Annotated in this window: 26 protein-coding genes; 11 read left to right on the top strand and 15 right to left on the bottom strand. The window is 35.7% G+C overall.

What is annotated here, in order from left to right:
• The first annotated feature begins 48 nt into the window (after nucleotides 1-48).
• On the top strand, nucleotides 49-990 hold the full coding sequence (locus JML65_RS04705; RefSeq protein WP_047484920.1) for a glycosyltransferase family 2 protein: 942 nt from the start codon (nucleotides 49-51) through the stop codon (nucleotides 988-990).
• Here the strand turns inward: JML65_RS04705 and JML65_RS04700 are convergent.
• The 4 genes from JML65_RS04700 to JML65_RS04685 all read right to left on the bottom strand — a co-directional run bounded on the left by JML65_RS04700 (nucleotide 987) and on the right by JML65_RS04685 (nucleotide 5,442).
• Nucleotides 987-1,904 carry a hypothetical protein gene (locus tag JML65_RS04700; RefSeq protein ID WP_237390785.1) on the bottom strand — a complete coding sequence of 306 codons (918 nt, stop codon included), beginning with the start codon at nucleotides 1,902-1,904 and terminating at the stop codon, nucleotides 987-989. The two genes, JML65_RS04705 and JML65_RS04700, sit on opposite strands and share 4 nt — an antisense overlap.
• 1 nt (nucleotide 1,905) lies before the next feature.
• Complete coding sequence (locus JML65_RS04695) at nucleotides 1,906-3,339, bottom strand: MBOAT family O-acyltransferase (RefSeq protein ID WP_202270059.1); 1,434 nt, start codon at nucleotides 3,337-3,339, stop codon at nucleotides 1,906-1,908.
• A gap of 137 nt (nucleotides 3,340-3,476) precedes the next feature.
• Nucleotides 3,477-4,499 (bottom strand): acyltransferase family protein, encoded by a 1,023-nt coding sequence (locus JML65_RS04690; protein WP_202270058.1) that lies wholly within the window; start codon nucleotides 4,497-4,499, stop codon nucleotides 3,477-3,479.
• 172 nt (nucleotides 4,500-4,671) lie between these two features.
• A complete protein-coding gene (locus tag JML65_RS04685) occupies nucleotides 4,672-5,442 on the bottom strand; it encodes a class I SAM-dependent methyltransferase (protein ID WP_202270057.1) in 771 nt (256 codons plus the stop codon).
• Between the two features lie 100 nt (nucleotides 5,443-5,542).
• Between JML65_RS04685 and JML65_RS04680 the strand changes: the two genes are divergently transcribed.
• The 3 genes from JML65_RS04680 to JML65_RS04670 are packed head-to-tail and all read left to right on the top strand — an operon-like array spanning nucleotide 5,543 to nucleotide 8,104.
• Nucleotides 5,543-6,085: an acyltransferase gene (locus tag JML65_RS04680; protein WP_202270056.1), complete on the top strand. Its 543-nt coding sequence runs from the start codon at nucleotides 5,543-5,545 to the stop codon at nucleotides 6,083-6,085.
• A gap of 7 nt (nucleotides 6,086-6,092) precedes the next feature.
• Entirely contained in the window at nucleotides 6,093-6,932 is an 840-nt protein-coding gene (locus JML65_RS04675) for a glycosyltransferase family 2 protein (RefSeq protein WP_202270055.1), read from the top strand.
• Nucleotides 6,932-8,104, top strand: a complete 1,173-nt coding sequence (locus JML65_RS04670; RefSeq protein ID WP_202270054.1) for a glycosyltransferase — start codon at nucleotides 6,932-6,934, stop codon at nucleotides 8,102-8,104. Before JML65_RS04675 ends, JML65_RS04670 begins: the two co-directional genes overlap by 1 nt.
• A gap of 17 nt (nucleotides 8,105-8,121) precedes the next feature.
• Here the strand turns inward: JML65_RS04670 and JML65_RS04665 are convergent, their stop codons facing one another.
• Both JML65_RS04665 and JML65_RS04660 read right to left on the bottom strand, forming a co-directional pair.
• Nucleotides 8,122-8,358 (bottom strand): phosphopantetheine-binding protein, encoded by a 237-nt coding sequence (locus tag JML65_RS04665; protein WP_202270053.1) that lies wholly within the window; start codon nucleotides 8,356-8,358, stop codon nucleotides 8,122-8,124.
• Nucleotides 8,359-8,384: 26 nt separating this feature from the next.
• Nucleotides 8,385-9,359 carry a 3-oxoacyl-ACP synthase III family protein gene (locus tag JML65_RS04660; protein WP_202270052.1) on the bottom strand — a complete coding sequence of 325 codons (975 nt, stop codon included), beginning with the start codon at nucleotides 9,357-9,359 and terminating at the stop codon, nucleotides 8,385-8,387.
• A 41-nt stretch (nucleotides 9,360-9,400) separates the two neighbouring features.
• On the opposite strand from JML65_RS04660, the gene JML65_RS04655 reads away from it, so the two are divergent.
• The 3 genes from JML65_RS04655 to JML65_RS04645 are packed head-to-tail and all read left to right on the top strand — an operon-like array spanning nucleotide 9,401 to nucleotide 11,682.
• Nucleotides 9,401-9,964, top strand: coding sequence for an acyltransferase (locus tag JML65_RS04655; protein WP_202270051.1), 564 nt, complete (start codon nucleotides 9,401-9,403; stop codon nucleotides 9,962-9,964).
• Nucleotides 9,965-11,116 (top strand): glycosyltransferase, encoded by a 1,152-nt coding sequence (locus tag JML65_RS04650; RefSeq protein ID WP_202270050.1) that lies wholly within the window; start codon nucleotides 9,965-9,967, stop codon nucleotides 11,114-11,116.
• 11 nt (nucleotides 11,117-11,127) lie between these two features.
• Entirely contained in the window at nucleotides 11,128-11,682 is a 555-nt protein-coding gene (locus JML65_RS04645) for a serine acetyltransferase (RefSeq protein WP_047484901.1), read from the top strand.
• On the opposite strand, the gene JML65_RS04640 is transcribed toward JML65_RS04645, so the two are convergent.
• Nucleotides 11,679-12,287 (bottom strand): DUF2306 domain-containing protein, encoded by a 609-nt coding sequence (locus tag JML65_RS04640; protein WP_202270049.1) that lies wholly within the window; start codon nucleotides 12,285-12,287, stop codon nucleotides 11,679-11,681. The genes JML65_RS04645 and JML65_RS04640 overlap by 4 nt on opposite strands.
• Nucleotides 12,288-12,387: 100 nt before the next feature.
• On the bottom strand, nucleotides 12,388-13,506 hold the full coding sequence (locus JML65_RS04635) for an AraC family transcriptional regulator (protein ID WP_202270048.1): 1,119 nt from the start codon (nucleotides 13,504-13,506) through the stop codon (nucleotides 12,388-12,390).
• Nucleotides 13,507-13,897: 391 nt separating this feature from the next.
• On the opposite strand from JML65_RS04635, the gene JML65_RS04630 reads away from it, so the two are divergent.
• The 4 genes from JML65_RS04630 to JML65_RS04615 all read left to right on the top strand — a co-directional run bounded on the left by JML65_RS04630 (nucleotide 13,898) and on the right by JML65_RS04615 (nucleotide 17,319).
• Entirely contained in the window at nucleotides 13,898-14,566 is a 669-nt protein-coding gene (locus tag JML65_RS04630) for a carbonic anhydrase (RefSeq protein ID WP_115916628.1), read from the top strand.
• Nucleotides 14,567-14,587: 21 nt separating this feature from the next.
• Nucleotides 14,588-14,887, top strand: a complete 300-nt coding sequence (locus JML65_RS04625; protein WP_047484894.1) for a hypothetical protein — start codon at nucleotides 14,588-14,590, stop codon at nucleotides 14,885-14,887.
• 147 nt (nucleotides 14,888-15,034) lie between these two features.
• On the top strand, nucleotides 15,035-16,627 hold the full coding sequence (locus tag JML65_RS04620) for a SulP family inorganic anion transporter (protein WP_084086499.1): 1,593 nt from the start codon (nucleotides 15,035-15,037) through the stop codon (nucleotides 16,625-16,627).
• 56 nt (nucleotides 16,628-16,683) lie between these two features.
• Nucleotides 16,684-17,319 (top strand): carbonic anhydrase family protein, encoded by a 636-nt coding sequence (locus tag JML65_RS04615; RefSeq protein WP_047484891.1) that lies wholly within the window; start codon nucleotides 16,684-16,686, stop codon nucleotides 17,317-17,319.
• A 113-nt stretch (nucleotides 17,320-17,432) separates the two neighbouring features.
• Here the strand turns inward: JML65_RS04615 and pth are convergent, their stop codons facing one another.
• From pth to mfd, 7 genes are all read right to left on the bottom strand, one after another.
• Entirely contained in the window at nucleotides 17,433-17,996 is a 564-nt protein-coding gene (pth, locus tag JML65_RS04610; protein WP_047484889.1) for an aminoacyl-tRNA hydrolase, read from the bottom strand.
• 84 nt (nucleotides 17,997-18,080) lie between these two features.
• Nucleotides 18,081-19,013 carry a hypothetical protein gene (locus tag JML65_RS04605; protein WP_202270047.1) on the bottom strand — a complete coding sequence of 311 codons (933 nt, stop codon included), beginning with the start codon at nucleotides 19,011-19,013 and terminating at the stop codon, nucleotides 18,081-18,083.
• Nucleotides 19,014-19,110: 97 nt separating this feature from the next.
• Nucleotides 19,111-19,968, bottom strand: a complete 858-nt coding sequence (locus tag JML65_RS04600) for a hypothetical protein (protein WP_202270046.1) — start codon at nucleotides 19,966-19,968, stop codon at nucleotides 19,111-19,113.
• Nucleotides 19,969-20,121: 153 nt separating this feature from the next.
• Nucleotides 20,122-20,868 carry a hypothetical protein gene (locus JML65_RS04595; RefSeq protein WP_047484883.1) on the bottom strand — a complete coding sequence of 249 codons (747 nt, stop codon included), beginning with the start codon at nucleotides 20,866-20,868 and terminating at the stop codon, nucleotides 20,122-20,124.
• A gap of 8 nt (nucleotides 20,869-20,876) precedes the next feature.
• Complete coding sequence (locus tag JML65_RS04590) at nucleotides 20,877-21,695, bottom strand: hypothetical protein (RefSeq protein WP_237390784.1); 819 nt, start codon at nucleotides 21,693-21,695, stop codon at nucleotides 20,877-20,879.
• A gap of 6 nt (nucleotides 21,696-21,701) precedes the next feature.
• Complete coding sequence (locus JML65_RS04585) at nucleotides 21,702-22,517, bottom strand: hypothetical protein (protein ID WP_084086495.1); 816 nt, start codon at nucleotides 22,515-22,517, stop codon at nucleotides 21,702-21,704.
• Between the two features lie 370 nt (nucleotides 22,518-22,887).
• Nucleotides 22,888-26,256, bottom strand: a complete 3,369-nt coding sequence (gene mfd / locus JML65_RS04580; protein ID WP_047484877.1) for a transcription-repair coupling factor — start codon at nucleotides 26,254-26,256, stop codon at nucleotides 22,888-22,890.
• Nucleotides 26,257-26,451: the final 195 nt, after the last annotated feature.

Below are 26,451 nucleotides of genomic sequence, written 5' to 3'. Positions count from 1 at the left end.
TGATTATCTTGCATCATACAAATGATCAAAAAATTCAGCTAGCAAAAAATGAAAATTTCTGTAATAATTCCTGTTTATAATGCCGAAAAATTTGTTTCTCAGGCAGTAGAATCAGCCCTTCAGTTTAATGAGGTGCATGAAGTCATTCTGATTGAGGACAGATCTCCAGACAACGCACTGCAGGTATGCAAACAACTTATTGAAAAAAACGACAGAATAAAACTCTATCAACATCCTGATAAAGGAAATCATGGTGCCGGGCCTACCCGAAATCTGGGAATACAAAAAGCTACCGGAGATTTTATTGCTTTTCTGGATGCTGATGATTATTTCCTTCCCAACAGATTTGATGCTGAAAAAGAACTTTTTAAAGATCCAAAAGTAGAAGGTGTCTACGGAGCGCTTGGCGTCCATTATTATACTGAAAAAGCAAAAGAACAGTACTATCCTGTATTTGGGGACAAGCTGACGACAGTACATAAGAAACATGGTCCAAAAGATGTTTTCCCAGGGCAGATTTATCTGTTAGGAAGCTTTGGACTGTTCAGTATTGATACCTTAACAATACGAAGAGATGCTCTGGTAAAAAAAATGAATACTTTATTTAAAGCCAGTTTGAGACTCCACCAGGATTCTGAATTTTTATTTCGTCTTTCCTATTATCTGGACCTGTATCCGGGTATTTTAGATAAAGCGATAGCGATGAGAGGTGTCCACGAAAACAACAGAATTACCCAGGTAGATTCAAAGAAGATCAACCCGGCTACCACCAGAGTTCTTTTATGGCAGGAAGTTGATAACTGGGCAAAAAATGAAGAGACAATACCTGACCATATCAAGCTTCATATTAACAGAATGTACAGAAGTTTCAGAATCGCAACAACTCCTGCACCTCAAAAATGGGGAGTGATTCTAAAGCATTTGATCTCTGACTACCCAAGTATACGCTCCGGTATTTACAATATTAATTTCAGAAAAAATTTATTTTAGCGTTTCCCTACTTTGATAGAGTCTGCCATTCTGGAAGTAAAAATTTTGCTTGAATTCCGGTACATATGGTTTCCGTCAGTATACATATACGTTTCGCTCTCCTCTGAAAAATCAAAAAATTTCACATTCTGTTTTCGTGAAACATCCTGTAATAGCTTGCTGAAATGGGGGAATTTTTTATTTTCAATCGCCATAATACCTTTAGAAGCAGGAATCCGGACCAGATACACCGTTCCTTTAGTTCTTAAATAGTTAATTATCTCATCAAAAGCTCTGAGACGTTCCTGCGACAACTTTGCTTGTTGAGCTAAAGCCTGATAGAACACTTCTTTTTTGGCAGTTCTGGCAGCCACAGAATCTTTATGCATATTCACATTAATTTCCATCCATCCGTCTTCATGAAGAAATGAATTGGATTTCCCGACCGCACCTACTCTTTCCGTATATATTTTGAACCAGCTTCTTGTATAGTGTTTTAGCAGGTATTCATAATTGGGTGATCTGTCATAGGTGTACACATCATTCAGCGGAGAATGCTCTTCAGGAAAATCTTTACTGTTCTTAATATTTTTATTCAATGATAAAGTCCATGGGCTTACTGTCAGAATGAAAATTCCATTTTTGGTCTCAGGGTCCAACTTCCGTTTTAAAGCTTTAAAGTAGATCTGTCCATAGGGTGATTCAACAACATTGAGAGAGAAATTATCAAAATCCCCGGAAAGTTTCTTTTTTAAAACACTGGGAACAACAGCCTGTGATCCCCGGGAATCCCCCAAAATGATATTCTGAGGCTTTTTAACCGCAAAATGCATATAATTATCATCAGTATTTCCGTCAGCATAACTTCCAAGCACAGCAAATACTGCCACTACTGCCACAAAATAAGGTCCTATTTTTATTAAAAACTTCTTCATGCTAAAACTGAAAATAAATAAATTCATTATTCCCGAAATTGGCATAACGGAGAATGATATAAATAATAACCATATAAAAAATACGTCTCATCCATGGATTGAATCTTTTTATTTCCAATCCGTGAAACCTTTCTCTATTAACCCACTCTACCACAAGCATAAACCCAATCAGCGCCAGGATTTTTACAGGCAATGAATGGGGCAAAGCAAAAATTCCGGTACTGCAAATTCTCTTTATATAATCTAAAGCCTGGGTTATAGATTCTGCCCTGAAAAAAATCCAGGCAAAGCAAGCCGCTAAAAAAGTAATAAAGATCTGAAAACACTCTTTAAAGGAAGGTAATAGTTTTCCCTGTGCTGCTACTTCAATATTCTGACGGTTTTTATTCATTATCAGAAGAGGCATAAAATACAGGGCATTGAGCCCTCCCCAAATAATAAATGTCCAGTTGGCTCCATGCCAGAATCCCGAGACAAGGAAGATCACAAATGTATTTCTGATCTTCATAGAAAGTCCTCCTTTACTCCCTCCTAATGGAATATAAAGATAATCCCTGAACCATGAAGAAAGTGAAATATGCCATCTTCTCCAGAATTCGGCAATGTCTCTTGAGAAATAAGGAAATGCAAAGTTTTTCAGAAGCTCTATTCCAAACAGCCTGGAAACCCCTAGTGCTATATCCGAATATCCGGAAAAATCACCATAGATCTGGAATGCAAACAATACAGCTCCTATTACTAGATTTCCAGGGCTTTCTGTCTGATAGTTCGTAAAGATCTCATTCACTAAGGGAGCACAGTTATCTGCAATGACCATTTTTTTGAAGAACCCCCAAAGTATCTGACGCATGCCATCCACGGCCTGGTCATAATTAAATGTCCTTGTTTTCTGTATTTGAGGTAATAGATGGGTAGCCCTTTCTATCGGACCCGCTACGAGAAGAGGAAAGTAGCTGACAAATACGGCATAATCTGTAAAATTACGTTCCGCTTTAATCCTTTTTTTATAAACATCTATGACGTAAGAAAGTCCATGGAATGTATAAAATGATATTCCAACCGGAAGGATAATTTTAAGAAGCCAGACATTAGCTTTGAAGCCTAATCCTCCAAGAAGTTCGGCAAAGCTCCCAACAAAAAAGTTATAATATTTAAAAAAACCCAGAAAGCCGAGATTGATGACAATACTTAATGTAAGCCAAAATGTAGCTTCCCTTTTATTTTTACTGTTTTCAATCTTAATACCTGAAAGATAATCCAAACCAATAGAAAACATTAGCAAAAAAAGAAATCTCCAATCCCAGCATGCATAAAAATAAAAACTCGCTAACAGCAACAACCTGTTTTGATGCTGAAATTTTTTATTGAAAACAAACCAATAAAGACAGAATACAATTGGTAAAAAGATAAGAAACCCTATTGAATTAAATAACATATTGCCTTTTTAGAAGTTATTGATATTTAAATACCTCCCATAAATCAATAAGCCATCTATATCGATGTTATTTTTTGGGGGAACATTTTTTATTTCGATCATTATGAGTGTTTTAAGTTACATAAAAATAAATATTCTCAACTAATTTTTATTTTTTTAAGATAATCCCTGAGCGGTTTTTCAATAAACTGATAAAATAAAGCAGAAGTAATCATAAGAACTCCCATATACATCCAGAATATAGTATCAATCCCAAAATTATACTGTTCCAGAATTTCCCTCAAGATATATAAAACAGGGATATGTGTTATATAAACAGCATAACTTGCTTCCCCTAAATACTCTAAAGGTTTTAATGAAAATATTCTGGTCAGTGTCCCATTATTTTTCGATATCAAAATGATAAGCGGAATAAACAGCAGTGCCATCAAACCATTATGATAGAAAAGAGGTACAAAGATCAACGCCAATAGTATCAATAAGAAAATGACAATGACAGGAACATCATAATTCTTCTGCTTATGATTTTTTACAAAAAACAGCCCTGCCAGATTTCCTACCAGAAATTCATTAATATGCATCAATGGGAAATAATACAGCAGTTCATGACTTTCTGTATGAGGTCCTTCATAATATAGAGAACCAGCATAAAGACTACAAAACACCTGGGTTATAACCCAGATAATGACCGTAATCACCCAGACACTTTTATTTCCTTTAGAATAAAAATGGTTATAGAGTAATGGAAAAATAAGATAGAACAAAAACTCCACAGAAATAGACCAGCCCGGAAAATTCAGGATCATAGCCTCTCCGGGAATCCAGCTCTGAAGCCCCAACAGGTATAAAAAAACTTTATAAAAGCTGAAACCTGAATATCGGGTGATCAGATAGAGTAAAAGCCCCAATACATATAATGGATAGATCCTGGCAAACCGATTTTTGTAATAATCAAAATAGTTGATCCTGTCTTTCTTATGATAGGCTACGATCATGATAAAGCCGGAAAGAATAAAAAAATAGCTTACCCCTACGTTCGCTTTCAGAAAAACATTAGAAATGTAATCTATTTGGTATAGAAACATATCTTTATTAAAATGGGAAATGACAATAGCCATAGCCGCAAGAAACCGGGTAAATGTAATCTGGGTTATCTTCATAAAAACGGCCAAACAGTCATGTTATACATTGCATTTAATGTTTTATATCCAGAAACCTTACTATATTATTTTATTGCTGTAAACAGAATCATGAATTATTTTCATTGAATAACCTCTCATACAACCCGTTCGCCATCTTATAAAAAAGGAACAAACTCTTCTACTGTATTGCTTATTTAATAAAAACGCCAATATATTTTCCTTCGTATTCTACTACTGTAGTTTCAATATTATTTTTTTCACAAAAATCCTGATAAGCAGAGTTATCACCAATATCGTCACTGATGAAAACACCCCCTTCTCTCAGATGCTTGTAAAGCTCATCATAAGCCCATATCCTGCCATTATAACTCTTATCGGAATCATAGTGGAGAACATCAAAGATCTTATTTTCTGTGAAAATCTTGGGTAAGGATTCTTTGTCTGCAAAGCGGAATAATTTCCAACCTGCTTTAAGATTTTCCGGAACTACATATCCTACATATTGATCACCATCCTGGGCCAGGTAAGGCATATCTGAACTGTATAATGTTCCGTTTCTTTTTACCAATGATAAAAGCGTAGCCAATGAAGACCACCCATAAGCTACTCCAGTTTCTACTGCATGCTGAGCTTTAGTAAACTCACAGGCATAGTAGATAAGCTCCAAAGCTCCGGGGCCGCCCATTTTTACAGGGCAAATCCTTTCTTTTTCTGCTGCCGCAGCTAAAACTTCCTGGTAATTGTTACGGAAAGCATCTATTTCAAGCCCAAAAAGCTTAGAAATGGCTTCTTTTTGTGACACTGCTCTTCCAGCGGCCCAGGAATTGGTTTTATCTTTTCCTTTAAAGGCATTGCCTCTGTTTACAGTATTTTTAATAATTTTCCGGCCCAATTCCGGATAAAGATCAGGTCTTTTTAAATACCCGATAAATGTTTTGAGAACTCTAGTTATTTCACTCACTGTGTTGCCTTTAATTAAAGCAAAAATAAAGATTTTTTTTCATTTATCTAAAAACAGGCTATATTTGTGTAACTCAAAGTGAAAAAAAAAAAGTTACAATATGCTTTATAATTTTTTTGAAAAAATTCAAAGAAAAAAACAACTGTCTTCTTTAAAAAAGCACCCTAACGTATTTTCTCAGAATATAAGGATTGGTGTAGGCAATCATTTTGTCCTGGATAAAAACTTGAAAAAAGTGAATATTGGACAGTCAGCAGATTTTAGAAACTATATTTCTATTCTTGTTTTAGAAAATGCCACTTTACAGATAGGGACTGATTTTTTTATGAATAACTTCTGTTCAATTAATTGTATGGAGCATATCTCCATAGGGGATCATACATTATTTGGGGAAAATGTAAAACTCTATGATCATAACCATTGTTATGAAGCATCTCCTGAGTTTAAAGTATATCCATCAAAGTTTAATAAAGCTCCTATAAAAATAGGCAGCAATTGCTGGCTTGGAAGTAACGTAACCGTTCTCAAAGGGGTAACAATAGGTGATAACTGTATTATTGGTGCCGGATGTACTATTTATCAGGACATTCCTCCCAATACACAGGTAATCAATAAGCAGGATTTAACTTTCAACCCTCTGTAAATCCCATATGAAATTTTCTATCCTCATTGCGCATTATAATAATTCACTGTTATTCAGGGATTGTTATAATTCTCTTCTTTTACAAACGTATCAGAATTGGGAAGCAGTTATTCTGGATGATGCGTCTTCAGAAAAAGAAAAAGAGCAGATAAAAACCATTATTGCCGGTGATGCAAGATTCAAGTTTTTTGAAAATGAAAAAAATGCAGGGGTGGGAGCTACTAAAGGCAGACTGATTGAACTTGCCAGCGGAGAAATTTGTGGTTTTGTAGATCCAGATGATGCTATACTGCCATCAGCGGTTGAATCTGCCATCAATGTTTTTAAACAAAAAAAGAATATTGTCCTTACTTATTCCCGGTTTATGTCCTGTGACAAAGACCTTAATCCTGTTTCAGCATTCAAACTTGCAAAGCAGGTAGAAAACGGAGATCCTTATTTTTTCAATTATCCTATTCAGATAGCACACTTTATAACATTCAGGAAGAATGTTTATGAGCAGACTGAAAAAATGAACCCGGACTTGAAAATCTCTGAAGATCAGGATCTGTATTTGAAAATGTATGAGAAAGGTGATGTTTATTTTATTGACGATACCAATTATCTCTACAGAACCCATGGTGGAGGAATTTCTCAAAACAACAATAAGAAAAACTCTTATAACTATTTTGCTCAGGTTGTTCTTGCAGCCATGAAGCGAAGAAATCTTAAGACTATTCATGGAAAAAAAATTCCGGAGCACTACTCCAATTATCAGGAAATCTTCGCTCTCTTGGAATACCAAAGTGGGATTTTATATAGGATAAAGAAAAAAATCTCCATTACTTTACATAAATTTTTCAGATAATGTCAGAAAACGAAAAAATAAAGGTTCTTTTCAGACACCGCTCTATGGAAATGGGAGGGGTGGAAAAAGTGGTATTGAGCATGCTCAACAATCTGAATCCTGATAAATTTGAACTAACTATATGCCTAAACATGAATCAGGGAGAACTTCGAAATGAAATCCCGAGTCATGTAAAAAAGATCTACCTTACTGAAGGCAAAGAGAGTTTTTCCAAAAATCCATTCATCAATAAACTTCAGCTGGCCCGCAGAAGGCTAAAACTGATACGAATATTAAAAAATCCAAGAATTGCTGACCGTATCTTAGGAAATAAAAAGTTTGATATAGAGATTTCTCCCTCTTATGCTACATTCTCATCTGTAAACAATTCAAGCAATAAACATTCAAAAAAAATAGGTTGGTTTCACTCCGAGATCAATTTACCTGCCCTACAGCCAGTAGTCCCGGAGATCATAGACAACTTTCAAAAGTTTGACCATATGATCTATTGCTCGCAAAGGATCAAAGAAATGATGCATCTGTATTATCCGGATTTAAAATATCCTGCAGAAAGTGTTGTCATCAATGCAATCCCCATCGAAGAAATTAAAAAAAAGGCAGAAGAAAAATTAGAAGACTTCCCCCAGGGACCTGTCTTTGTTTCCGTAGGCAGACTTCATCACAGAAAAGGGTATCACAAACTTATTGATGCTCATAAAAGATTAATAGACGAAGGTTTCCAACACAGTATCATAATCCTTGGAAATGGAGAAGAAATGGAAAACCTGAAAGATCAAATCAACACCAATAATGTTCAGGATACATTTATTTTATGTGGTAATAAAATGAATCCATATCCTTATATTAAAAAGGCAGATTATTTTATTCTTCCTTCCGAATCTGAAGCATGGCCACTTGTAATTGCTGAAGCATTGATTCTTCAAAAACCGATTATTGCAACGGATACCGGCGATGTGGGAATCATGATTAAAGACCGCGAAACAGGATATCTAATCAAATACGAAACCAACGAAATGTATGACGCCATGAAAAAGTTCCTTTCTGATCCGGAATTGATTTCCAAAATCAGAAAGAACCTTCTTACCATCGAAGATCAGTTTGATAATCAAAAAATCTTCAATGCCGTTGAACAAATCCTTGAGAATCTTTATCAACAAAAACAAGGTGAATGATGATCATTATATAATCATCATTCATCTTCAAAATTTTCCAACCCAATAATATTCATCAGATCTGAAACCGTTTCCATATTTTTAAACTGATCCGGATCAATCTGTTGATTAAAGTTTTCATCTACAAAAGCAATGACAGAAAGTAAACTTATGGAATCATAGTTTTCCAGATCCTTTAACTTAGTGTCCCGGTTCAGCATTTGTTTTTCTTCTAGTTCCTCTTGTAACTTTTCTAAAAAAACGGAAGTTTTCATATATTTTAAATTTTGTGATTTGAAAATTAAAAGTCCATTATAGTAGCTCCCCAGGAATATCCTACTCCAAAACCAGCCAATAAAATCTTATTTCCTCTTTTCAACAGGCCTTTATCCAGCATATTTTTTAGTGCAATTGGAATGGTTGCAGAGACTGTATTCCCCGTTGTCTCCATATCAATGTAGAATTTTTCGGTTGGAATTTTCGTTTTTCGTCTCAAATAATTCAGCATAAAAGAATTAGCCTGATGAAAAACAAAATAATCAATATCATCCATGGTAAGCCCATTTTCATCCATGATCTCTTTAATCAATCCCGGAATCTTTTCTATGGTAAAATTAAAAATCTCAGGTCCGTTCATATAAAGATTCTCAGGATCAAATTCATGATTTGGGTTTAATGTAAAATCTGTCCTGAAACCTCCCTTTTTTACGATTAGATTTTCAGCTCCACTGCCATCAGTTCCCAAACAAAATTTATAATCGCCTACATTGGTATCTTTCTCAATAATTACTGAAGCAGAGGCATCTCCGAATATACAACGGTTTCCTTTATCTTTTGGATGAATATGTTTAGTATACGTTTCTGAAGTAATTAACAAAATACTGTTACCAATTCCTGAGGCAATTAATCCTTTAGCAAAAGCCAATCCATACACAAACCCGGAACACCCCAAATTGAAATCTGTAGCTCCAATATTTTTTCTCAGCCCAAGCTTATCCTGTAAAATACAGGCAGTAGTTGGAAAGAAATAATCCGGACTTTGGGTACAGAAAAGAATAAAGTCTATTTTATTTTTATCATAGTTCTCAAAAACCTTTTCTGATGATTGTATAGCCAGATCCAGGACGGTTTCATTTTCAGAAGAAATATGACGCTGCACGATCCCTACTTTTTCCCGGATTCTTTCAGAGCTCCATTCTGGGAACTCCTTTTCCAGATCCGTATTGGTAAGAACCAATTCAGGCAAATAATATTCTATTTTAGAAATTCTTATCATATAAATTCTTTTCTTTGTATGAGAAAAACAAATTTAGAATAATGATATTAATATATCGTATCATATTAAAAATTCATACTACCTATCAATACCTTATCAAGAGAATCTATCTCAAAATTTGTATTGCTAAAGGATTAAAGGTAGGAAAAAATGTTCGTTTTGTAGAAGTTCCCGAATTAGGTACAGAACCTTTTTTAATTGAAATAGGTGACGAAACAACACTTTCTAATAATGTTAGATTCATTAATCATGACGGCGGTTATAATGCTTTACATTTTTTCGAAAAATATAAGGATGTAAGAGCTTTCGGGCGCATAAAAATTGGAAAACAGTGCTTTATTGGCGCAGACACCATCATCATGCTCGGCTCAGAAATAGGTGATAACTGTGTATTGGGAGCCGGTTCCATTTTAACTTCCTCTATGCCGAACGGAACGGTTTATGCAGGGATTCCTGCAAAATTTATTTGCACTATTGAAGAGTATGGAGACAAAGCATTAAAAAACAATGTCATGTATCCAAGAGAGCTCGAAGCAGATAGACCTCAACTTGAAGCTTATGTAAGTGAGCACCTTCCACATACTTATAAACCTATAAAAAAATAAATGTCTAAAAAAAAGAAAATTCTCATTAGAATCGGTTCCCTTCGTCATGGTGGAGCAGAAAAGGTTGTGGTCAACTTTCTTAAAAATCTCCCTGAAGATAAATATGAAGTAGACTTACTGATTAATCTCTACACCGGAATGTATATTAAGGAGGTTCCGTCATGGGTAAATCTATACTACCTTTTGAAAGGGGACATGATCACCACCAACAAACCTCATGAGATTCCTGTAAAAGCTTTCAGGGTACTGTATCAAAAAATGTTTTTATGGTTCCCGTCACTACTCTATAAATTTATTTTAAAGGATAAAAAATACGATATAGAAATAGCTGCTATCCATGGCATGTACAGAGAGCTGCTATCCAGCCCGCAAAAAGATTCAAAAAAAATCATCTGGATCCAGAATGACATCTTTAATCTGAAAGAATACACTCCGGATGTAATCAGACAGCTTTTCAAATTCGACAGAATATTGGTAATCTCCAATAAACTGAAAGAAGAAATGCAGAAACTTGCCCAAAATGAAAGGGAACAGCAGGCTGTTATCAAAATCTTTAATCCTATTGATAAAGGAGATACTTTAAAAAAGGCAGACCTTCCTATTGACGATTTTCCATTTTCAAAGGATCTTCCCACTTTTGTCACTATAGGGACAGTATATCCACAGAAAGGCTATGACAGGCTTCTGGATGTCCACAAAAAACTTATTGATGAAGGGTTAAAACATCAGATCATCATTATTGGTGACGGATTTGATTTTGAGAATATTCAGTCAAAACTTAACCATCTTGAACTTCAGGAAACAGTAAAAATGCTGGGATTCAGAAATAATCCTTATCCTTATTTGAAACAATCCGATTTTTATGTCATGTCATCAAGGCATGAAGGATTTCCTACGATTATTGCGGAAGCCCTTATCCTTAATAAACCTGTAGTTTCTACGGATGTATCCGGAATCAAGGATCTTCTGCAGGATGGAAAATTGGGTATCATTACTCCCAATTCGGAAGAAGGAATCTATGAAGGGATGAAAAAATTCCTCCTGAATAAGGAGCTTGCCAACCAGTATGAAAAGGAAATTGCAGCAGCAGACCTTCCATTTGTGCTTCAGAAATCGGTAGCGCATCTTCAGGAAATTATTGATGAAGTATAAAATATTTTGTTATGCCAGACTACACAGCAATACAGAAAGATTTTTACAGGGAAAGCGGCAAATGGCTTTCTACTTTTGAAATTTGGAAAAAATGTATCAATCCTAATCTCCATTATATTTATCTATTTAGAAAAGCTCAAAAAAGCAATAAAAAAGCTATTTCCGGACTATTCTGGAGAATTGTTTTGAGGCATTTTCAGATAAAATACGGCTTCCAAATCTACCCTGAAACTGAAATCGGGGAAGGATTGTATCTGGGGCATTTCGGAGCACTGGTTATCAATCCTAAAACCAAAATTGGAAAAAACTGCAATATAGCACAGGGGGTAACCATCGGGCAGCAAAACCGTGGTAAGAACGAAGGTTTCCCAGTGATTGGTGATGAAGTATGGATTGGCCCCAATGCAGTGATTGTAGGGAGTATCAACATTGGAAACAATGTATTGATCGCTCCGAACTCATACGTCAATTTTGACGTACCTGACGATTCTATGGTCATGGGAAACCCTGGAAAGATTTACCCTACCACAGAAGCGACAAACGGTTATATCAACAATAAAGTTTAATTGGCCACCCCATTCTTTTTGTTAATAAGATATGCTACCAAAAGATTGGGAAGCCAGCATAACCAGGCTACAGCAATGTAGGAATTGTCCGGATCCTGTGTGATACTCTTTAAAATGGGAAACCAGATTCTTAATGTTACTGCAGCAAAGGTACAGGCATAGCTGTATACCATTAATTGTTGATGCTTTACTACATTACCTTTAGTTATATATACTACTGCTGCCAAAGTTGTGATCAGCCAGATAATTCCCAGGCAAACAAATCCGGCACATGAGACAATTCCTCCGTTAGCATACACTCCCATATAAATTGCAGAAACGGAACTTATCAGCACTGCGGCTACGTAGAGTTTTCCAATGACTCTGTGCGTCTTTAAATATTTATTTCTGAACTGGCTTCCAAACTGACGCCAGCCAATGAAGAGAGAAATTCCCCCAAAAATAATATGCGCAAAAAAGGCAATTTTCCAGATTGAGCTTTGAAGCACCTCCAATGATTTGGAACCCAGAAAAGTATTTTTGTGTTCAACAAAAACATAAATTAAAGGATAAGCACCAATAAGCAATGCAAAAATGGATAGGATAACAAATAAGAATCTCTTCATAACAGTTGATTAAATTTTCTGTAAAAATGAGGATAAAGAAAGCCTCAACTGTTCCAAAATGAAAGATGAAACAAATATGATATCACTTATTATGTGATACTTACTCTTCTAATGTGAGATTTTGACTTTTTAGAAACTCTCTTGGAGAACAATTCATATATTTTTTAAAATTCCTGTTAAATGAGGTCTTGGAATTGAACCCGCTTTCAAAAGCCAGTGATAAAATCGTGTACTTTTGGTTTTCAGGAAGCATGGCTATTCTTTTAAACTCCTCAATCCGCTGTCGGTTGATATAGTCATAAAAATTTTTATTTTCCAACGAATTAATCGTCTGGGATAATAGGTTGGGATGAACATCCAACAGCTGCGCCACATGATTCAGATTCAGATCCGGATCTTTATACAGCTTTTCGTGCTTCATTTTATACACCAGTTTTTCATAAATAGCCTGTATAATATTATCTCCCGGAGAGTTTTTCTGATACTTTGCCACATTATGATCAGCTTCTTTTTCACCGGTAATATCCACGGCAAGCGGTAAATCCAAAATCCCCACACGACTGATACCGAAATAAGCAGCAACCAGAATAAACAAAACAACCATGGAAAAAATGAGAATATCATTCCTTATGATAACTGCAATCCATATGAACGCAATTCCCGTAATCAGATAATAGGACCAATTCAGGTTAATTTTTTCAGTATTAGAGTATTGATCGGAAATTTCTTTTTTGTATTTTCTGACTGCCAGAAGACTTAAGCCCACATATAAAATTCCGGATAAAATCATTAAAAATTTGATAACATCACTCAACACTTCATATCCCTTACCCTTATTCTGATAAACCGCCATCCTATCCTGTGGAGGCAGCATCAGAAATTGAAGTAAAATCATATAAATCATCAAAACAGGCACCCAATGCAGTATCCACATCTTTTTACCCGTATTCCTACCCGTCAGGCTCAGAATATACAGATACAACATCGGACCATGCATGAAAGGAAAAGGAATTTCAAATCCTATGAGATAAGGAAATTTTAAATAACCTCCCGAGCGGAACAACACAAAGAAAACAAGATGTATTCCTATAATCAGAAACCAAAAGGCCAAAAGAAAATCTACAGTTTTCTTTTTCTGCTTTCCCAATATAAGAAAAGATGAAAAACAGGCAATAACAATTCCTGCCCAATAAAATATGCCCAGATCGAAATCCTCCATTGAAACTATAAGGTTAAAATCAGGACCTTAATTTATTCATTTTTCCACAGTAAATGATTATTTATTTTGAATATACTGATCCACAGTTCTTATGAGCAACAGAAAATTTTAAAAATATTTTAATCTACATTTCTCAAATTCTAATTTATACTTTGTAATTTTATCTTAGTTATTTAAACGTTTGAATTATAATAGTGCCAACACTTACTGTAAGACAAAGTATACCGGTTTATTAGACATGATTTTAAGCATATTTTAATATTAAACTTTGTTAAAACTGGTCAATTCTTCTGCAAAAAGTATATTTTTGTACGATTATTGATTTAGTCTATTGATTTTGAAAATAATTTAAACGAAATAAATAATTATAAACTTTTAAAAATTTAAAATTATGTCACAATCGTACGAAGTTATTTTTGAAAACAACAAAAAATGGGTAGAATCCAAAGTATCAGAAGATCCACACTTCTTCGAAGAGCTGGCAAAAACTCAGCATCCTGATTATTTGTATATCGGATGTTCAGACAGTAGAGCCACAGCGGAAGAACTGATGGGTGCAAAACCGGGCGAAGTTTTTGTTCACAGAAATATTGCCAATGTTGTCAACACTTTAGATATGAGCTCCACAGCTGTAATCCAATACGCTGTAGAACATCTTAAAGTAAAACACATCATAGTATGTGGACATTACAACTGCGGTGGTGTAAAAGCAGCGATGACTCCTCAGGATTTGGGATTATTAAATCCATGGCTGAGAAACATCCGTGATGTTTACAGATTGCACCAAGCTGAACTTGATTCTATTGAAGATGAAGACAAGCGTTATGACAGACTTGTTGAACTTAATGTTCAGGAGCAGTGCATCAACGTAGTCAAAATGGCCTGTGTACAGGAAAGATACATCTTAGAAGAGTATCCTGTAGTGCACGGCTGGGTATTTGACCTTAGAACGGGTAAGATCATTGATTTGGAGATTGATTTTGAGAAAATCTTAAAAGACATCCAGAAAATCTATAACCTTACGAGTTCAGACTGGGTCATGAGCAGAAAAACAAAGTAGTTTTTCTAAAAAGAATGTGAAATGAAGTTCTGGAGTATTATTGTATTAACGTTTTTTCTAAATTTTACAGCGCTGCCAAGCATAGCTGCGGTTGCAGGCTGGGATATTTTGAGAACCAATATAATAGTGAACGAAGAAGAACCGCATTCTCACCCGTCTTCTTTTATTGTTTATGAAAAAGCTATTCCGAAAACTTTAAATGTATTCGATTATCTGAAGTTTTCGGAACCTGATTTTCAGGGAATGTCTTTTGTACTGGTAGATGATTCTTTTCATCTATCCCCTTTCCTTAGTATATTTTCTCCTCCTCCGGAAGCTTAACTCCATAGTTAGATTTTTTTGATACCTATTCTCTATCAACTTTTTGATATTGAATACACACGTACTTTAAAAATTAAAAATTTTTCAACTTTTATAACAGACTTATTTAAAGACAAATAAGCCGGTTATTTCTCACAGCTTCACATCATGAAAAAGACATCATTAATAGGAGGAATTAAGGAGAATATTCCTTCAGGACTCGTGGTATTTTTAGTGGCACTCCCACTATGTTTAGGAATTGCGTTAGCTTCAGGTGCTCCCCCATTGTCCGGTATTATTTCCGGTATTGTAGGGGGTCTGGTCGTAGGATTCCTTAGTAATTCAAATATTTCAGTCTCCGGACCTGCTGCAGGTTTAACGGCTATAGTGTTAACAGCCATAACAGATCTTGGTGCATTTGAACTCTTCCTTTGCGCAGGGATCATTGCAGGACTGATTCAATTAATTCTGGGATTTGTAAGGGCCGGAAGTATTTCCAACTATTTCCCGAATAACGTTATCGAAGGAATGCTTGCCGCCATAGGAATCATTATTATTTTGAAACAGATTCCACATGCCTTAGGATTCGATAAAGATTATGAAGGACATGAATCTATTTTTGACAATGGCTTAAACTTCGGATATTTTACTGAATTATTGGGAGCCATCCAACCCGGAGCCATCATTGTTACTTTAGTTTCTGTTGCCATTCTTATCGCATGGGATAAAATTCACGTACTGAAAAGGATGAAAATGCTTCCAGGAGCATTGGTTGCAGTAATTGCAAGTATTATTCTAAATCAACTGTTTAAAATGGCAGGAAGTTCTTTGGCTATTGAAACTCAACATTTGGTTTCTTTACCGGTTCCTCAGTCTTTGGAAGATTTTAAAAACCTGATTGTCACTCCTGATTTTAATGGTTTTACCAATCCAAAAGTATGGATCGTAGGAGCTACTATTGCTATTGTTGCATCTATTGAAACCTTACTCTGTATTGAAGCATCAGATAGATTAGACAGACAGCGAAGAATTACGGATACTAATCTTGAGCTTAAAGCACAGGGAATAGGGAATCTGATCAGTTCATTTATTGGTGGTCTTCCTATGACGTCTGTTGTGGTAAGAAGTTCTGCCAATGCAAATGCAGGGGCAACTTCTAAAATATCAGCTATTATCCATGGACTTTTCTTACTGATCTGTGTACTTTCTATCCCTGTCATTCTTAATCTAATTCCATTAGCTACTTTGGCTGCGGTATTAATTTTAGTAGGGTATAAACTGGCAAAACCAGCTACATTTAAACATTTCTGGCATTTAGGAAAATTCCAGTTTATTCCATTTGTAGCCACTGTTGCAGCTGTTGTAGCAACAGATCTATTAAAAGGAGTAGGAATTGGTCTTGCTATCTCTATCTTCTATATCCTTCAGGGAAATATGAAAAGAGCTTATTATCTAAGCCGTGAAAAGCTGGATGATGCCGATGGGATCAACATCAAATTAGCTGAGGAAGTTTCATTTTTAAATAAGGCAGCTATCAAAAAAACACTTAAAAATATTAAACCCAATTCTACGGTAACCATTGATGCAAGAAGTACTTCGTACATTGCTACTGATGTACTGGAAATGATTCAGGACTTTGCCAATATCCGTGCAAAGGAACAGGATATCATGGTAGAGCTCTTGGGCTTCAAAACTTCATACAGAGATTATGAAAGAAGTGAAGATTCCCATATCCTGGTTACCCATAAAAGAGCAATGTAGTCTCATTACTCATCAACTTTTTTTTAATTTAAATTCAAAAAACAATTACATACTATATGAAAGCACATACATACGAAACCCAATCTACGATTACTCCTGAAAAAGCATTAGATTTTTTAAAGGAAGGAAACCAAAGGTTCGTAAACAATCTTAAAGCTAACAGAGATCTGCTTGAGCAGGTTAATGCTACACGTGAAGGACAATGGCCTTTTGCTGTAGTTTTAAGCTGCATAGACAGCCGTACTTCTGCAGAGCTTATCTTTGATCAGGGATTAGGAGATGTTTTCAGCATCAGAATTGCAGGTAATTTTGTTAACCAGGATATTCTGGGGTCCATGGAGTTTGGCTGTAATGTAGCCGGCTCTAAACTTATCGTAGTATTAGGTCATACTAAATGCGGTGCCTTAAAAGGAGGTCTTGATGCAGCCCAGATTGAAGGTCTGGGAATGGATAACCTCAACCATCTTATCAATCATTTTGACCCTATTATTAATCAAATCATTGAGGAAAATGAAGAGCGTTCATCAAAAAACAGCTCACTTTTGGAGAGACTTAATCAGCAGAATGTAAGAAGTGCGATCGAAGATATCCGTAAGCAAAGTTCAACCCTTCGAAACCTTGAGAATGAGGGTAAGATTAAAATCGTGGGTGCAAACTATAACGTTGAAACAGGATCTGTAACCTGGTTATAGAAGATTAATATCCTTATAGAGGTAGGTAGATCTTACCTCACTAGCAACTATAATAAAAGGCCATCGAGTTTCGATGGCCTTTTCATTTTATGTATGCTCCTCAATACAGAACCTTATTTCCCGTTGAATGCAGACATGGTATTATTCAATCCTGCAAAAACAAAGGAAAGGCTTGCCTTAGAGAATGTTTCAATCCTTTCGGGAAGTTTCTCTGCTTCTTCTCCACTCCACGTACCCAATACATAATCTACCTGACGTCCGGCAGAAAAATCGGCAGAAATTCCAAAACGGAGTCTTGTGTAGTTTTGCGTCTGTAGTACTTCATTAATATTTTTAAGTCCGTTATGTCCGGCATCAGAACCTTTTCCTTTCATCCTCAACGTACCGAAAGGAAGCGCAAGGTCATCCGTTATAATCAGGACATTCTCTAGAGGGATATTTTCTTTCTGCATCCAGTATCTTACAGCGTTTCCTGAAAGATTCATATAAGTATCCGGTTTCAGTACAAAAACCTTACGGCCTTTGTGTTTACCTTCAGCCATCCACCCAAAATTGGCCGTGTTGAAAGAAACATCAAGTGTCTCAGCAATCTTTTCGGCTACTTTAAATCCTATATTATGGCGTGTATTTTCGTACTCTGAGCCTTTATTTCCCAGCCCAACTATTAAATATTTCATCAGAAATTTTTTGCAAAATTAAGAGATAAAAAATAAAAAACTCAACCTTTGGAAGGTTGAGTTTACATATTATTAAAAATAATGTTATTGCGGTTTATAAATATAGTTTACTCCATATCCTTTTGTCATATAAGTCTGTGGATCATAAACGTAATTTGTACTCTTTACAATCGGGTTAGGGATAGGTGGAGTAAGATCTGTAAACGACCATCTCTTAGGATTGTTCGGAGACAATATAAGACTTTCTTTATCATTAAGATCTGTATTTAAAAGTCTTGAAATCTTGTATGCCAATGGTAATAATGTGAACGGACTGATCTCATTATCATAAGCATAATATTCATAGCTATATTTTGTAGTAACAGCTCCCATTACTCCTCCGGCCATAGGACCGTAATGTCTTATTACTTTGGAAACATTGTCTCCGGAATAGGTATAAGCTGTTTTTGAGAAGTTATCATAAGCAAATGGCGTCCCTGTTATATCCGGACCTGTTCTCATAATGATAGAATCCAGTTTTGCAGTCGCAGCACTATACTTCACGCCATAAAGCGATTTTGTTTTTCTGAGAAGCGTCTGTGGTCCCGGAGTAGTAGCCGGTGGAACAGGTGGAGGTCTTCTGAATATAGAACGGTTTTCAGAAATCGTTTCCAATCTTCCGGTATTTCCATAAGTAAGCAGTCTGGTAAAAGAAACACTATCCTTATCCAGTTTTCCGTTTCCGTCAAGATCCAGGAATCCGTTAAAGACAATCTGGCTGATCTTATCTCCACTATACATTACATTAGTGATGGATGCACTATCCGTGATTACTGTATTCACAAGAAGTCCACCATAATGGTATTCTGCTAATGTATCTTTATCTGTAATTTCTTTATATAATGCTCGGGGACCGTTTAACCCTCCTGTATTATTCAGATCTATTAGTGGATTTCCTTCTTCATCCACTAAATTTTTGCAGGAATACACTGAAGAAAATCCTGCTATTAATAAAATAAAATAGAAAAGTTGTTTCATTTCCTGGTAATTGATTATTTTTTGACAAATATAATTTTTTTTTGCATAAAAATTATATTATTATTTATATTCCAATAAGATTAATAATTGAATTCTTTTACAAATTTTTATAACTATAGGTCAGTTTTTGATTTTTCTCAATCACCGGATATTCCTGATCGTAGGTATAACTTTGTATCGTATTAACTCCAGGAGCCGGCGCTGGCATCTGAATATACGTTGACGTAGGGTTGTTTGGAGACATTCTGTAGAAATTGATCGGATTCATCAGACCTCTCATGATAAAAAACACTTTTGGAAGTGTAGAGAAAGGGCTTTTCTGAGAATCGTAATTTTGAAAACTATAGACCGTTTGAACAGCAGTAGTCATATCGGGAACACCATTGATATTCAGGATTCCTTTAGAACTCGTTACTTTAAAAATATTATCTCCGGCATACACAAAAACGTTTTCTACGAATACATTATAGGCAGATATTCCCCCTGCTTTTCTTTTTTCAAGAATCTTGGTAAGTTTTCCCGCTACATCATACGTAAAAGCATAATCACTGATGTATGATGTTCCGGCTAATGAACCTGTTGCCACACATGAAGCATTATAAATCTGTCCATTAATATCCGGAGTTACATTAAACTCATAAGACAAACTTCCTGGAGTCTGGCTTGCAAAATTAATTTTAGTGATTTTTTTATTGGTATTGTAGGTTAATGTACTGGTATAATTGGCATTAGAATTATCATCTTTAAAAACAGCTTGATTTAAAACTCCGGCTGTTGTAATATATTCTTCCTGAGAAACATTATCCATACTGATCTTTTCCAGGACCTTTTTAGGAACAGCTCCTTCATCAGGATTTGGGATTGATTCTGTAGGGTCAGATGTTGTATTGCATGATGCCAATACTCCTAAAAGGGCAACGCCTGTAAATATTTTAAGAAAGTAATTTTTTACCATAGAAAAATTAGTTTTAGTAACGCCAAATATAATTCAATTTTCGATAACAGCATACACTCTATTCGAACAAATTCACAATAAATGGACTTAAAAACAAAAAAAATCTAAAAACATAACGTTTTTAGATTCTTAATTATTATATTTTTATGAAAATTAATAAGGCTGTAGTACCGATGTTGTCAAAACAGACTGTGCCATATCATTATTCAGTACTGCAGTATCCACCGCTCTTCCTATTCCCAGTACCGGTATTGGTGTACCACTTAGCGTACGTTTAATACAGGCTACTTTTACCACATATTTGTTTTTGGGAGTAAGATTGGAAAGAGTGGCATTCAGATTAAAAATTTTATAAGCTCCTGCGCCTCCCAGCAACACATCTGTTCTTACAGCTTTCAGTCTGTCATCTACAAAAATCCCACACGCAAAACTTGCCGAGCCTTTTGCTGTTTTCTGAACAGTAGTTTGAAATGAGAAGGTTACTTTATTATTTCCATTGGTTACGGAGAAATTATCTAATGCCGTTGGCAGTACGGTCCAATCTCCGGCTAAAGGATCACCTTCGTTATAAGGAACAGCTGACCCGCTGGAGTTAAAAGAAACCCCTGTCTGATCTGCTACGGTGTTGATAGAAAACACGGACATACTTCCCTGCCCATCAGCAATTTTAATGGCTTTCCAGTCATTGGTTGCCATCGCTGAGTTGTTATGAAAGATATCTCCACTCGTTCCTGCAGAACCTTTTAAAAGATCCGTACCTCCGGTTCTTAATTCTTTTCTGACATTTAAATCTCCATTCACATCAAGTTTATTTGTAGGATTGGGTGTATCGATGCCCACTTGTGCATTCATCCATACAGCCGCCAGTAAAAGAGATTTTATAAAAAATATTTTTTTCATGATTTGATTTAGTTTATAATCGGGTTAAACACCTCAGGAACCTCATATACATCTACTTTCAGAGAAGACTGTGCAATAAAGCTGTTGATATTAGATGCTGCATTGATTCCGATCGTAAGTGTTTTACCTGATGCATTCCCATAAGATGCCAGTCTTGCACATCCTACACTTACGGTATGAGTTCCTTTTGTAAGGTTTTCAACAATTCCGATCTGGGTATGGGTAAGGAAAGGCTGTAGAGAAGCAATAGCTTTCAGATTTCTCTGTCTCAGATTCACTAATTTATCATCCACAAAGATTCCACAAGCGTAGTCTATCGAAGTATCGGTAGCCCCATTTGCATCAAAATTAGCCTGTACTACCGTTTCAAATTGAAAATAAGCTTTGCTGACTGTACTGTATACGTTGATATCCTGTGAAAGCCCTGCAATTTTCTTGAAGTTACTCAAAGTACCATATTGTGTACCTTTATTAAAAACACTGCCTCTGGAAGTTGTTATATTAGACTGTTCACTATAACTAAACCTCGTTCCCAGTTTATCGGAAAATGAATTATTAAAAATCAGATAAAATTTGTTCGGTTCATATTCAGGAATACGAAGGGTTTTCCAGATTGGAGGATATCCTTCCCCCTGTGATACAAGTAACTGATCATTATTTCCCTGAGATAAAGAGTTATCAGAAGAGTCATACACCGCAATTTTATCTCTTAAATTAAGGTCTCCATTTACATCAAGTTTTGCTTTTGGAGAGTCTGTATTAATTCCCACCTGAGCAGACAATAATAATCCTGCCGGAAGAAGTAAAGTCAATATTATTTTTTTCATCAATTGTTAGTTTTTATAGCTTACAAATTCAATTACATCCATTTTCATCGTAGACTCCAGTGTAAATGCATTAGATACTCCATTGGAATCCTGTACATTTCGTCCTATCGTAAATTGTGATGAAGTACTGGAAGCATCAATTTTTCTGCATGCAATTTCAATTTTATGAGCACCTACAGGTACATTTTGCTCAGTATAATTAAGGGTAAAAATATAGTCCTGGATACCTCCTTTTTCAGAATTATTATTAGATTCTATTCTGTCAGGACGGACAGCTACAAGCTTTCCATTTCTGAATACCCCACACGTAAATCTCACATCATTGATCACAGTAGCTGTTGGCGATTTCATTTCAACTCCTGTCTGGAACTGATAGGTTAATCTGTTTCTACCATTTTTTATGGTAAAATTATTTTCAAGACCTGAAATCTTTACCCATTTACCTTTAGTACCATCAGTGATATTGTCTCCTACACTATTTTTAAAAATATTATCTCCTGCAACACCATTGGTAAGGGTGGTGATACCCACCTGATCTGACGACAAATACGAATTGATCAATTTGTATTGTCCCTCTTCCATAAAGGAAACATTCAACGACTTCCAAACAGGAGATTTACCCTCTCCCTGAGAAACTAAAATCTGCCCGTTCAATCCGGCATCACCTGCCTGAGTGGAGCTTCCTCCTACTCTAAGTTCTCTTCTTAAAGTAGTTTTTCCATTCACATCGAGAGTTGACTTTGGTTTAGGTGTCCCGATTCCCACCTGTGCGTTGGCATAGAATGAAAGAAATCCAGCAACGAAATAAATAGTTTTTTTCATAATTAAGGACTGCAAAGGTACAAATTAAGAACTACAAAAACCTCCACCATACATCCCTAACACCATAGAAATAAACACATTACACCATAGAATTATTCGCACATAAAAGTAGAATTATTACTACACAAGCATACTTTATCTGTTTATTCTAGAACACGCTGCTCCACAACCTCCTTCTACAACGAGGCTTGCGGATTTATTTTTATCATTAAAAAGTGATATTATATTCCCTAAAACTGCTTTAACTCTCTAATTAATGAATATTTTTAATCAGAAAGCTGACAACAATCACAAAAAAACATATAAAAACTTAAGTTTCTATATGTTTTTTCAGCTCCCTGAGAAGCTTTATCATTTCGAAAACCGGATCTTACTGATGTTCGATAATCGCTTTTAGTAACAGATTAACCTCATCAACATTTTTCACTCTTTCCTTTCTCATCATGAGCTGATTACCTTCTTTTCCTGATTTTTCTTTAAGCTGAGCTTCAGCAGGGTTTCGGGTTAAATAATTAATGATATGTCTGAATCTGTCTGTCTGGTAAAATTTATCCTGGGGATTACCCGGGAAATATCCTAAAAACACACCGTTTTTCATTACGATCTTTTCAAAGCCTATATCTGCAGCCAGCCATTTTAACGCAACACTTTTCAAAAGGTTTACCGCTTCTTTTGGAAGAGCTCCAAAACGGTCTATTAATTCAAGTTCAAATTTATGGAGATCCTGTTCATTGGTTATTTCAGCAATTTTCTGATACAATAACAGCCTTTCTTCCGTATTGGAAATATAAGAATCCGGCAGCATAAGTTCAAGATCTGTGTCGATATTGACATCCTTTACAGACTTGAACAGCTTCTGTCTGTCCTCTTCATTTTCAAACAGGTTTTCAAAGTCTGCATCATCTTTAAGCTCTTCAAGAGCTTCCTGCATTAATTTCTGATAGGTTTCAAATCCCATCTCATTGATGAATCCGCTCTGTTCCGCACCCAATAAATCTCCGGCTCCACGAATTTCAAGATCCTTCATGGCAATCTGAAAACCACTTCCCAGATCAGAAAACTGTTCAATAGCTTCCAGACGTTTTCTGGCATCAGAAGTGATCATATCATAAGGTGGTGTAATCAGGTAACAAAATGCTTTTCTGTTACTTCGCCCCACCCTTCCTCTCATCTGGTGAAGATCTGCCATTCCGAATCTTTGTGCATCATTAATAAAAATAGTATTGGCATTCGGAACATCCACTCCACTTTCCACAATTGTTGTAGAAACCAGCACATCGTATTTCCCTTCCATAAAGTCCAATACATTTTTTTCCAGCTGTTTACCTTCCATCTGTCCATGTCCGGTAATAACTCTGGCATCGGGAACCAATCGCTGGATAAGCCCTGCAATATCTTTAAGGTTTTCAATCCTGTTATTGATGAAATATACTTGCCCGTCTCTCTGAAGCTCATAGGAAACAGCATCACGAAGAGTTTCTTCATTAAACCCGATCAGCTGAGTATCAACTGGCTGCCTGTTGGGCGGAGGGGTTTTAATGACCGACAAATCTCTGGCAGCCATTAAAGAAAACTGCAGTGTTCTTGGAATAGGAGTAGCTGTCAAAGTAAGGGTATCAACATTACTTTTCAATGTTTTCAGCTTATCTTTTACTGAAACACCAAACTTATGTTCTTCATCAATGATCAGTAATCCTAAATCTTTGAATTTTACTGAAGCACTTACCAATTGATGAGTTCCTATAATAATATCTACTTTTCCATTTTTTAAAGCATCTAAAGTCTCCGATTTCTGCTTGGCAGTTCTGAAACGGTTGACATAGCCAACATTTACAGGGAAATCCTTCAGTCTTTCTTTAAAACTTCTATAATGCTGAAATGCCAAAATAGTTGTGGGCACCAATATAGCGACCTGTTTTCCATCTGTGGCCGCTTTGAATGCTGCACGGATGGCCACTTCAGTTTTTCCAAAACCTACATCACCACATACCAGCCTGTCCATAACCGTATCAGCCTCCATATCTTTCTTCACATCAAATGTTGCTTTTTCCTGATCCGGAGTATCTTCATAGATAAAACTTGCTTCCAGCTCATTCTGCAGGTAAGAATCCGGAGTATAAGCAAAACCTTTAGCCGTTTTTCTTTGGGCATATAATTGTATAAGGTCAAAAGCAATCTGTTTTACTTTTGCCTTTGTTTTCTGTTTTAAAGATTTCCAGGCAGGAGAACCCAGTTTACTCAGGACCACTTCCTTTCCGTCAGGACCATTAAATTTTGAAATCTTATGCAGTGAGTGAATGCTGACATACAGAAGATCTCCGTTTTTATAAGTCAGCTTAAAACATTCCTGAATCTTACCGTCATTGTTCACCTTTACCAACCCCATAAACTTCCCGATTCCATGATCGATATGAGCGATATAATCACCAATCTTTAAAGACATCAGGTCTTTCAGAGTAAGTTGTTCAGACTTGGCAAATGTATTTTTGGCCTTATACCTCTGGTAACGGTCAAAAATCTGGTGATCTGTATACACCAGAAGCTTATGTCCATTATCTACAAATCCTTCATGAAGTTCAGATTTAAAGCTTTTAAATGGAAGTTCATGCTCCAGTTCTTCAAAAATAGATTCCAGTCTTTCCTTTTGTTTTTCTGTTGAAAAAGATATCCATGTATCAAAACCTTCGCTTTGTTTTTCTTCAAGATCTTCAATCAGCAGTTCAAAGTTTTTATGGAAGGACGGCTGCGGGAGCTGTTCTATTTTAATTTCGGAAATATCTTTCAGCCCTTCTATGGTTATGCCACCAAAATCAACAGTTTTAAATTTTTTATAATCAAAAAGAAACTCCTGATCTGAAATGAAAAGCTCCTGAGGAGCCCTATGGGCAATATCCTTATTTAAAGTATCATATTTCTCTAATGCCTTCTCGTAGAATGTTTTAATCTTCTGCATCCCCACCATCCCATTTCTGGAAACAATAAAACTGTCCTTTGGTAAGAGCTGTAATAATGACACTCTACTTCCTGTTACAGAAAAATTCATATTGGAAACCAACTGAAGTTCTTTTACTTTATCCAGAGAAAGCTGGGTTTCTATATCGAAGGTTTTAATACTTTCCACTTCATTTCCAAAGAAGGTGATTCTGTATGGCTTTTCATAAGAATAAGAAAACACATCTACAATTCCCCCTCTCACAGAAAACTCTCCAGGCTCCGAAACAAAGTCAGTCTGTTGAAAATGATAATGATTAAGCAGCTCATCAATAAAATCAAAATCCAGCTGATCTCCTACTTTTATATGATGTGAAATTGCTTTAAAATCTTCTTTCTTTAACACCTTTTCAGATAAGGCTCCTGCGTAGGCTACAATTACTTTTGAAGACCTTCCTGAGTTGAGTTTATTTAAAACTTCCGTTCTCAATACCAAATTGGCATTTTGCGTTTTCTCCACCTGATAAGGCTCAAGATGGGTGGCCGGAAAATACAGCACCTTTTCTTTTCCCAAAAGATCTTCCATCTCTGCATTCGCATACAAAGCATCTTCTTTATCATCTACCAGATAAAGAATACTTTTCTTTTGAACCAAAAAAAGTTCTGCAACAAAAACAGACACCGAAGATCCTGCACTCCCTTTCACGGCAATATGCTGGTCATTTTCTAACTGGATAAAGATTTCTTTCCCAAATTCCTTTTGTAAAAGATCGGGAAGAAACTTTTCATTGACGGATTTTAACTGCATAAATAGTAGTAATATAAAACGACAAAAGCGATTTCGGGAGTTTTCCGAAACCGTTTTGAGCTATACAAAGATAAGAATAAATTTTTCTTCAATATAAAAACCAATAGATGTTCTAATTTAAAATGAGGCTATTAGACTTTATAAATCTTAATTTTTTACTAATTTATTTAATTACTCGTTAAAAAAAATCAAAAA

It is taken from the genome of Chryseobacterium sp. KMC2 (genome assembly GCF_016756935.1).
Taxonomy (GTDB): Bacteria; Bacteroidota; Bacteroidia; order Flavobacteriales; family Weeksellaceae; genus Chryseobacterium; species Chryseobacterium rhizosphaerae.
This window is presented reverse-complemented; position numbering and strand designations above follow the sequence as displayed.